The following is a 9348-nucleotide window of genomic DNA, read 5'->3' as shown; positions in this document are numbered from 1 at the left end:
TTCAGAATCGCCTCACAGCCTTGGCAGGCCGATCAGTGGAAAGGACACGCGAGCAGGTGATCCGGCCGCATATATAAAGGCCTCAAGCCCAGGTATCCACCACGCCGCCCGCCGCACTGCCCACCGCCGATGCCGGCGGCTGTGCCGGCGCCGGAACCGCTTGCAGCAACTGCAAGGCGCTCTCCGCCTGCATGTCCAGCGCCATCTTCAGCACCTTGACCGAGGCTTCGGCCCGAACCCCGGCAGCAGCATTGGCACTGGCCGCGGCGGCGATGGAAGAAACGTCCATGATCTGTACTCCAAAACGTTTGTGGTGCCGGCCGGGATGCGGCATGGGGCGCTTCAAGCGATAACGGCCGCAAATGCGGCCGCTTGAGGATGATTTGCGGGATGCTCCCCCGCCGGAGCTCAGTCGCGGAAGTTGCCGTACTGCAGCGGAAAATCCGCGATCTGCTTCTTCACCAGCGCGATCGCCTCCTGCAGCACGTCGCGCTTGGCCCCAGAGACGCGCACCGCGTCACCCTGGATCGCGGCCTGCACCTTCATCTTGCTGTCCTTCGACAACTTGACGATCTTCTTGGCCAGATCCTGATCGACGCCGACGCGAACCTTCACTTCCTGCTTGACCTTGTTGCCGGAAATCTTCTGCACGTCGCCGTAGTCCAGGCAGCGCACGTCAACGTTCTTCTTGGTCATTTCCGGCAGCAGGATGGTCTTGATCTGGTCGAGCTGGAAATCGCTGTCGCCGTAGAGCGTCAGCAGCTTGTCGGCCTGCTCGATGTTGGCGCTGGTGCCCTTGAAGTCGTGGCGGCCGGCGATCTTGCGGTTCGCCTGCTCGACGGCATTGCGCAGCGAGGGCTGGTCAACCTCGGACATGATGTCGAATGAGGGCATATCGCTTCCCTTCGTCCCGCTCGGTTCAGCCGAAATGGCAGATGTAGTGGTAGGGCTCGCCCGACACCTCGATGTCGAAGCTCGAGTTGCCCGGAACGTCGAAGGATTCGCCCGCACCGTAGGCCTTCCATTCCTCGCTGCCCTTCAGGCGCACGCGGCAGCTGCCGCCCACGCACTCCATGATCTCGGGCGCGCCGGTATTGAAGGTCAGCGTGGCCGGCAGGATGACGCCAACCGACTTCCTCGTGCCATCGGCGAACTGGATGCCATGGCTGACGCACTTGCCGTCGAAATAGACGTTGGCCTTGGTGGTGACGGCAATGCCGTCGATCTTTTCGGTGATGCTCATGGAGATGCTTTCCTCATTCGATGCCGAGCAGTTTCTGGATGATGCCCTTGGCGACGAAGCCGACGAAGCCGACGCCAAGGCCGATGAACATCCACATCATGCCGTACTTGCCGGCCTTCGACTCCTTGCCCAGGTTCCAGATGATGAACATCATGTACAGGATCAGCGCCGCAAGGCCGAACTTGAGCGAATAATCCTCGAACTCGGCCATGGTCAGGCCGAAGATCAGTATGTCGTCCATCATCCGTCTCCCGAATCAGCGCACGCCGAAAGCCGGGCTCAGCCCTGCCGCCTGGTCTTCGCGTTCGCCGCGATGCGCATGCGCAGCGCATTCAGGCGGATGAAGCCGTGCGCGTCCTTCTGATTGTAGGCGCCCTGGTCGTCCTCGAAGGTAGCGATCGTCGGGTCGAACAGCGAATCGGTCTTCGAGTCGCGGCCGGTGACGATGACGTTGCCCTTGTACAGCTTGACCCGCACCCAACCGTTGACCGTCTGCTGGGTCTGGTCGATCAGCGCCTGCATGGCCTGGCGCTCGGGGCTCCACCAGTAGCCGTTGTAGATCACGCTGGCGTAGCGCGGCATCAGGTCATCCTTGAGGTGGGCGACTTCGCGGTCGAGCGTGATCGATTCGATGGCGCGGTGGGCCTTCAGCAGGATGGTGCCGCCCGGGGTTTCGTAGCAGCCGCGGCTCTTCATGCCCACGTAGCGGTTTTCCACCAGGTCGAGGCGGCCGATGCCGTGCTTGCCGCCCAGCTCGTTGAGCCTGGCGAGCAGTTCATGCGGCTTCATGCGGGTGCCGTTGATCGCAACCAGGTCGCCTTTCTCGAATTCCAGGTCGAGGTATTCGGCGGCATCCGGCGCGGCCTCGGGCGACACCGTCCAGCGCCACATCGATTCCTCGGCCTCGGCCGCCGGATCTTCGAGGTGGCGGCCTTCGTAGGAGATGTGCAGCAGGTTGGCGTCCATCGAGTAGGGCGAGCCGCCCTGCTTGTGCTTCATTTCGATCGGGATGCCGTTCTTCTCGGCATAGGCCAGCAGCTTCTCGCGCGACAGCAGGTCCCATTCGCGCCACGGCGCGATGACCTTCACGTTCGGCATCAGCGCGTAGTAGCCCAGCTCGAAGCGGACCTGGTCGTTGCCCTTGCCGGTGGCGCCGTGCGACACCGCGTCGGCGCCGGTGGCGCGGGCGATCTCGATCTGGCGCTTGGCGATCAGCGGACGGGCGATCGAGGTGCCGAGCAGGTATTCGCCTTCATAGACGGTGTTGGCGCGGAACATCGGGAAGACGAAGTCGCGCACGAACTCTTCGCGCAGGTCGTCGATGAAGATGTTCTCGGGTTTGATGCCGAACTGGAGCGCCTTGGTACGCGCGGGCTCGAGCTCCTCGCCCTGGCCGAGGTCGGCGGTGAAGGTGACCACTTCGCACTGGTAGGTGTCCTGCAACCACTTCAGGATGACCGAAGTGTCCAGCCCGCCCGAGTAGGCGAGCACTGCTTTCTTGACGTCGCTCATGCTGTTTTCCTGTTTCCTGCTGTGTTGCCGGCGCGCACGCCCGTGCGAGCCTCGTTGTTTTTTTGCGGCTTACCTGGGGGCGACGCGGCCGAGCATCAGGTATTCCATCAGCGCCTTCTGCGCGTGCAGGCGGTTTTCGGCCTCGTCCCAGACCACCGACTGCGGCCCGTCGATGACTTCGGCGGTGACTTCCTCGCCGCGATGGGCCGGCAGGCAGTGCATGAAGAGCGCGTCCTCGGCAGCGACCGACATCATCTCGGCATCGACGCACCAGTCGGCAAAAGCCTTCATCCGCACTTCGTTCTCGGCCTCGAAGCCCATCGAGGTCCACACGTCGGTGGTGACCAGGTGCGCACCGCGGCATGCACCCATCGGATCGGCGAACTGCTCGAAGTGGCCGGTGCCGTACAGCCCCGCCCGTTCGGGTTCGACTTCATAGCCCGGCGGCGTCGACACATGGACGTTGAAGTTCAGCACCTCCGCGGCCTGCAGCCAGGTGTTGCACATGTTGTTGCTGTCGCCGATCCAGGCCACGGTCTTGCCCTCGATCGAGCCGCGATGCTCGATGTAGGTGAAGATGTCGGCCAGAATCTGGCAGGGATGGTATTCGTTGGTCAGGCCATTGATGACCGGCACTCGCGAGTTGGCGGCAAAGCACTCGACCATCTGTTGCTCGAAGGTTCGGATCATCACCAGGTCGCTCATGCGCGAGATGACCTGGGCCGCGTCCTCCACCGATTCGCCGCGGCCGAGCTGCGAGTCGCGCGTGTTCAGGTAGATCGCCGAGCCGCCGAGCTGCTGCACGCCGGCCTCGAAGGACAGGCGGGTGCGGGTGCTGGCCTTCTCGAAGATCATCACCAGCGTGCGGTCGAACATCGGGTGGTAGGGTTCGTAGCGCTTGAACTTGTCCTTGATCCACTTCGCCCGCTCGAAGAGGTAGTCGTACTCCTCGCGGGTGAAGTCCTTGAACTGCAGGTAGTGCTTGATCGAACTCATCGGCATTCCTCAGCCGTTCGCGAGAAAGTCGCGAATCATCGGCGCCAGCATCGACACCAGAGCCCTGGCGTCCTCCGCGCTGAAAGTCAGCGCCGGCAGCAGACGCACCACACGTTCGGAGGTGACGCTGAGCAGCAGGCCCTGTTCGGCCGCGCGCGCCATCAGCGGGCCGCAGGGTCGCTCGAGTTCGACGCCGATCATCAGGCCGCGGCCGCGGATGTCGACCACGCCGGCAACGCCATCCAGCGCTTCGGCCAGCCCCTTGCGGATCTGGTCACCGATGGCGACTGCGTTGTCCATCAGTTTTTCGTTGACGATGGTGTCGAAGGTCGCAAGGCCGGCGGCGCACGCCAGCGGATTGCCGCCGAAGGTCGAACCGTGGTTGCCCGGGCCGAACAGCCCCTTGGCACGGCCCGAAGTCACGCAGGCGCCGATCGGCACGCCGGAAGCCAGCCCCTTGGCCAGGGTCATCACATCGGGTTTGGTGCCGGCATGCTGCCAGCCGTACCACTTGCCGGTACGGCCCATGCCGCACTGCACTTCGTCGCAGATCATCAGCCAGCCCTTGTCGTCACACAGGGCACGCAGCTCGCGCTGGAAAGTCTCGTCGGCGACATTGACGCCGCCCTCGCCCTGGATCATCTCCAGCATCACGGCGACGACGCTGTTGTCGTGCGCGGCAATCCTGCGGATGGCCTCGATGTCCTTGTAGGGCACGCGGATGAAACCCTGCACCAGCGGCTCGAAGCCGGCCTGCGCCTTGCGGTTGCCGGTGGCAGACAGCGTGGCCATGGTGCGGCCGTGAAAGGCATTCTCCATCACGATGATGTGCGGCAGCGCCACGCCCTGCTTGTTGCCGTACATGCGTGCCAGCTTGATCGCCGCCTCGTTGGCCTCGCAGCCCGAATTGCAGAAGAACACCTCGTCCATGCCCGAGCTTTCGGCGATGCGGTCGGCGAGCTTCTCCTGCAGCGGGATACCGTACAGGTTGGAGGTGTGGATCAGCCTGCCGGCCTGCTCGGCGATGGCCTTGACCAGGCGCGGATGGTTGTGGCCCAGCGTATTGACCGCAATGCCGGACAAGGCATCGAGATAGCGTTTGCCAGTCTCGTCATACATCCAGGCGCCTTCCCCGTGCGTGAATGCGATGGGCAGCCTGGCGTAGGTGTTCATGACATGGGACATCGGAACCTCGATCGGAACGAAGCTGAAAACGCGCACGGCGGCAGGTGCCGCCGTGCAGAAATGAAGCGGAATCTTAAGCCAAAACCGGCGACCCTGTACAGGCGCTGCCGATGGAGGCCCATATCACGCCAATCGCCGTCGATGGCGACATTCTGCTAGAATGCGCCGCGCTTTGGGCGCCGCCCGCAGGACGGCGCCTCAGGCGTACCACCTCTGCCGCCAGGGCGCATACATGACTCACAAGATCGAAAATTTCATCATCGTCGGCATCACCAATGACGGGAAGAAATTCCGCCCGAGCGACTGGGCCGATCGGCTATGCGGCGTCATGTCGGCCTTCGGCGCCGACAACCGCATGACCTACTCGCCCTATGTCCGCCCCGGCTGCACGCTGAAAGGCGACAAGACCGTGCTGGTCGATGCCGCCCTCTACGACGTGGAGCCAATGGCGTACAACTTCATGATCAACTTCGCCAAGGACAACGACCTGCAGATCGACTGGGTCGGCGACACGCCTCTTTGAAGGCTTGGCACTGAAAACAAAAAGGCGGCCCGCAGGCCGCCTTTTGCTTGCTGCAGCCGGAGCCGCAGCAAAGATCATGCACCGGTCAGGCAGCCATCGACTTGATGGCGGCGGACAGGCGGCTCTTGTGGCGAGCGGCCTTGTTCTTGTGGATGATCTTCTTGTCGGCGATGCTGTCGATGGTGCTCATCGAGGTGCGAAAGACCGACTGAGCCGCCGACTTGTCGCCACCCACGATGGCCTTGCGCACGGCCTTGATCGCGGTACGCAGGCGGGAACGAAGGCTGGCGTTGTGGGCGCGAGACTTGACTGCCTGGCGGGCGCGCTTGCGAGCTTGTGCCGAGTTGGCCATAAATTTGATTCCGTTGATGAATGGTTCTGGAAAGCCCGCGATTCTATCCGCCAATCAAACGTAACGCAAGCATGTTTCTCGAAGCGGCGCCACTGTTCCGGCTTACAGTTGCAAAGGCAGCCGGCTATCATGCGGGCCTCGCCCAGCCCTCAAACCTTACATGAATCTGCTTCGCGCCCTCGCCACCGTCAGCGGCATGACGCTGCTGTCCCGCATCCTCGGCTTCGTGCGCGACCTCGTCATCGCCCGCGCCTTCGGCGCCGGCATGGCCACCGACGCCTTCTTCGTCGCCTTCCGCCTGCCCAATCTGTTGCGGCGCATGTTCGCCGAAGGCGCATTCTCGCAGGCTTTCGTACCCATCCTGGCCGAGTACAAGAACCGCCAGGGGCCGGAGGCCACTCATACGCTGATCAGCCGCGTCGCCACCGTGCTCGGCCTGGTCGTCGCCCTCGTCGCCGCGCTGGGCGCACTGGCCGCACCGCTGATCATCTATGTCTCGGCCCCCGGTTTCTCGGGCGATCCAGGCAAGTTCGAGCTAACGGTCGAACTCACCCGCATCACCTTCCCCTACATCTTCTTCATGTCGCTGGTGGCGCTGGCAGGTGGCGTGCTCAACACCTGGAGCCGCTTCGCCATTCCGGCCTTCACGCCGGTGCTGCTGAACATCGCCTTCATCGGCATGGCCTTGTTCGCCGTGCCCTATTTCGATCCGCCGGTGCTGGCGCTGGCCTGGGCGGTCTTCATCGGCGGCCTGCTGCAGCTCGCGCTGCAGATCCGGCCGCTGCGCAAGATCGGCATGCTGCCGCGCTTCGACCTCGACCTGTCCGACCCCGGCGTGCGCCGCGTCATGAAGCTGATGGCACCTGCCATCCTCGGCGTCTCCGTCAGTCAGATCTCGCTGCTGATCAATACCATCTTCGCTTCCTTCCTCGAAAGCGGCAGCGTGTCCTGGCTGTACTACGCCGACCGCCTGATGGAGTTCCCCGCCGGCCTGCTGGGCGTGGCGCTGGGGACGATCCTGCTGCCCAGCCTGTCCAAGCTGCACGCCGACGAGAAGGCCGGCGAGTTCTCGTCGCTGCTCGACTGGGGGCTGCGCCTGACCTTGATGCTGACCCTGCCCGCCGCACTGGGCCTGACCTTGCTGGCCGTGCCGCTGGTGGCGACGCTGTTCAACTATGGCGCTTTCGGCGCCGGCGACGTGATGCAGACGCGCAGCGCGCTGGTGGCCTACAGCGTCGGTCTCACCGGCCTGATCCTAGTGAAAGTGCTGGCGCCCGGCTTCTACGCCCGCCAGGACATCCGCACGCCGGTCAAGATCGCCATCTTCACGCTCATCGCCACACAACTGATGAACCTCGCCTTCATCATGCCGCTGCGCCATGCCGGGCTGGCTTTGTCGATCGGGCTGGCATCCTGCCTCAACGCCGCCCTGCTCTACCATGGCCTGCGCAAGCGCGGCGTCTATGTGCCGCAAGCCGGCTGGGCGCTGTTCGCGCTGAAGCTGCTGGCCGCGCTGGCGGTGATGGGCGCGGTGCTGTGGTTCGGCATGGGTCCGGAAACCCTGTGGATCGAGATCGGCGGACTGGAGCGCGGCCTGCGCCTGGCCGCCGTGGTGCTCGCCGGTGCCGCAGCCTACTTCGCCACGCTGTTCGCACTCGGCTTCCGCCTGCGCGACTTCCGCCGCCGCGGCGCTGCCTGATAGAAACGCGGAAGCTACCCATGCAGCTCTACTACGCCGACCACTTCGTGCTGCCGCTGCCGGAAGGCCATCGCTTTCCGATGGAAAAATATTCGCGCCTGCGCGCCCGCCTGCTGGCCTGCGGCGAGTTCGGCGAGTCTGATTTCGCCGTGCCGCTCGCCGCCAGCGACGAGGAGATCCTCCGCGCTCACGACGCCGGCTATCTGGCACGCGTCACCGCCGGCACGCTGGATGCGGCAGAAGTCCGCCGTATCGGCTTCCCATGGACGGCGGCGATGGTCGAGCGCTCCCGCCGCTCGGCAGGCGCCACGCTCGCCGCCTGCCGCAGCGCACTGGCGGGCGATGGCGGCAGCGCCTGCGCCGCCAACCTGGCGGGCGGCACGCACCACGCCCACCGCGACTTCGGCTCCGGCTTCTGCGTCTTCAACGACGCCGCGATCGCGGCATTGGCGATGCGCGCCGAAGGCCGGGTGAGGCGCGTGGCGATCATCGACTGCGACGTCCATCAGGGCGACGGCACCGCCGCCATCCTCGCCGGCGAGCCGGAAATCTTCACCTGCAGCCTGCACGGCGCGAAGAACTTCCCCTTCCGCAAGCAGACCAGCGACCTCGACATCGAACTGGCCGACGACACCGGCGACGCCGTCTACCTGGCGGCACTCGACCAGGCGCTGGCAACGACCTTCACCCGCGCCCGCCCCGAACTCGTGATCTACCTCGCCGGCGCCGATCCCTATGCCGGCGACCGCCTCGGCCGCTTGGCCCTGAGCATCGACGGCCTGCGGCTTCGCGACGAATGCGTGCTCGGCGCCTGCCGCGATGCTGGCGTGCCGGTGGCGATCGCAATGGCCGGCGGTTACGCCGAACCGATCGACGACACCGTCAGCATCCACTTCAACACCGTCACTACCGCCGCCCGCCTGCTCCGCGATGGCCGCTGAACTGAAGCCTGCGCGGGCAAGCGGGATACTGCTGATCGGCGTCAACTTCACCTCCGCGCCACGCCGGGCCAAGCCTATCACCGCCGCTTTCGGCCGCCTCGCGGGCGAGGTGACCGAACCGAGGGTCGAGCTGACCGGCCTGGAAGCCTTCGACGGCTGGGCTGCTTTCGAAGCCCTGCTCGCCCGCCCCGGCCCCTGGCTCGGCGCCTTCGATTTCCCCTTCGGCCTGCCGCGCGAAGCAGTCGTCGATCTCGGCTGGCAGCAACACTGGCCCGAGCTCGTCCGCCATTGCGCCGCCCTCGGCAAGGCCGGCTTCCGCGCCGCACTCGACGCCTACCGTGAATCGCGCCCCATTGGTCGGCGCTACGCCCACCGCACCACCGACCTGCCGGCACGCTCGCACAGTCCGCTGAAGCTGGTGAATCCGCCGGTCGGGCTGATGTTCCTCGAGGGCGCCCCGCGCCTGCTCGCCGCCGGCGCCACGCTACCCGGCCTGCACGCCGGCGATCCGCAACGGATCGCCGTAGAAGCCTATCCCGGCCTGCTCGCGCGCAGCATCACCCGCGACTCCTACAAGAGCGACGAGAAGCGCAAGCAGACATTTGAACGCCGGGATGCCCGCGCACGCATCATTACCGCACTCCTTGCCGGTAATACGCCGGGTGGCCTCGCATTGCGCCTCACTCCAACCCAACAGACAAGCCTGATCGACGATGCCGCCGGCGACCGCCTCGATGCCGCACTGGCACTGATGCAAGCAGCACGCTGCGCACAGGCGGGGCCACCACATTACGGCCTGCCGGCAGCAGTCGACCCGCTGGAAGGCTGGATCGCCGGTGTCTGATTCCGCTGCACGTCGGCTCCAGCACCTGCGCCCACAGGCAGGCCGGGCTAAAC

General features: G+C 65.1%; 12 protein-coding genes. 4 read left to right on the top strand and 8 right to left on the bottom strand.

Annotation, left to right across the window (positions count from 1 at the left end; all coding sequences use genetic code 11):
- Window positions 1-82: 82 nt before the first annotated feature.
- The 7 genes from QM748_RS04270 to QM748_RS04240 form a co-directional block, all read right to left on the bottom strand.
- Window positions 83-289 carry a putative motility protein gene (locus tag QM748_RS04270; protein ID WP_415245808.1) on the bottom strand — a complete coding sequence of 69 codons (207 nt, stop codon included), beginning with the start codon at window positions 287-289 and terminating at the stop codon, window positions 83-85.
- Window positions 290-408: 119 nt separating this feature from the next.
- Complete coding sequence (locus QM748_RS04265) at window positions 409-894, bottom strand: YajQ family cyclic di-GMP-binding protein (RefSeq protein ID WP_415245807.1); 486 nt, start codon at window positions 892-894, stop codon at window positions 409-411.
- A 25-nt stretch (window positions 895-919) separates the two neighbouring features.
- A complete protein-coding gene (locus QM748_RS04260; RefSeq protein ID WP_415245806.1) occupies window positions 920-1243 on the bottom strand; it encodes a pyrimidine/purine nucleoside phosphorylase in 324 nt (107 codons plus the stop codon).
- A 13-nt stretch (window positions 1244-1256) separates the two neighbouring features.
- A complete protein-coding gene (locus tag QM748_RS04255) occupies window positions 1257-1487 on the bottom strand; it encodes a DUF2788 domain-containing protein (protein ID WP_415245805.1) in 231 nt (76 codons plus the stop codon).
- 35 nt (window positions 1488-1522) lie between these two features.
- Window positions 1523-2755: an argininosuccinate synthase gene (locus QM748_RS04250; RefSeq protein ID WP_415245804.1), complete on the bottom strand. Its 1233-nt coding sequence runs from the start codon at window positions 2753-2755 to the stop codon at window positions 1523-1525.
- Between the two features lie 69 nt (window positions 2756-2824).
- Window positions 2825-3751 (bottom strand): ornithine carbamoyltransferase, encoded by a 927-nt coding sequence (gene argF / locus QM748_RS04245; protein WP_415245803.1) that lies wholly within the window; start codon window positions 3749-3751, stop codon window positions 2825-2827.
- Window positions 3752-3760: 9 nt separating this feature from the next.
- Window positions 3761-4936: an aspartate aminotransferase family protein gene (locus tag QM748_RS04240; RefSeq protein WP_415245802.1), complete on the bottom strand. Its 1176-nt coding sequence runs from the start codon at window positions 4934-4936 to the stop codon at window positions 3761-3763.
- Window positions 4937-5168: 232 nt separating this feature from the next.
- On the opposite strand from QM748_RS04240, the gene QM748_RS04235 reads away from it, so the two are divergent.
- Window positions 5169-5459 carry a DUF3579 domain-containing protein gene (locus tag QM748_RS04235; protein WP_415245801.1) on the top strand — a complete coding sequence of 97 codons (291 nt, stop codon included), beginning with the start codon at window positions 5169-5171 and terminating at the stop codon, window positions 5457-5459.
- 85 nt (window positions 5460-5544) lie between these two features.
- On the opposite strand, the gene rpsT is transcribed toward QM748_RS04235, so the two are convergent.
- Window positions 5545-5811 (bottom strand): 30S ribosomal protein S20, encoded by a 267-nt coding sequence (gene rpsT / locus QM748_RS04230; RefSeq protein WP_068636544.1) that lies wholly within the window; start codon window positions 5809-5811, stop codon window positions 5545-5547.
- 160 nt (window positions 5812-5971) lie between these two features.
- On the opposite strand from rpsT, the gene murJ reads away from it, so the two are divergent.
- From murJ to QM748_RS04215, 3 genes are read left to right on the top strand one after another with little or no spacing between them, the layout of a single operon-like run.
- The gene (gene murJ / locus QM748_RS04225; RefSeq protein ID WP_415245800.1) at window positions 5972-7510 is read left to right on the top strand and encodes a murein biosynthesis integral membrane protein MurJ; all 1539 of its coding nucleotides are present in this window, start codon (window positions 5972-5974) and stop codon (window positions 7508-7510) included.
- A gap of 20 nt (window positions 7511-7530) precedes the next feature.
- Window positions 7531-8451 carry a histone deacetylase gene (locus QM748_RS04220; protein ID WP_415245799.1) on the top strand — a complete coding sequence of 307 codons (921 nt, stop codon included), beginning with the start codon at window positions 7531-7533 and terminating at the stop codon, window positions 8449-8451.
- Window positions 8441-9295, top strand: a complete 855-nt coding sequence (locus QM748_RS04215; RefSeq protein ID WP_415245798.1) for a DUF429 domain-containing protein — start codon at window positions 8441-8443, stop codon at window positions 9293-9295. Before QM748_RS04220 ends, QM748_RS04215 begins: the two co-directional genes overlap by 11 nt.
- Window positions 9296-9348 lie beyond the last annotated feature (53 nt).

It is taken from the genome of Thauera sp. (assembly GCF_047601425.1).
GTDB lineage: Bacteria > Pseudomonadota > Gammaproteobacteria > Burkholderiales > Rhodocyclaceae > Thauera.
This window is presented reverse-complemented; position numbering and strand designations above follow the sequence as displayed.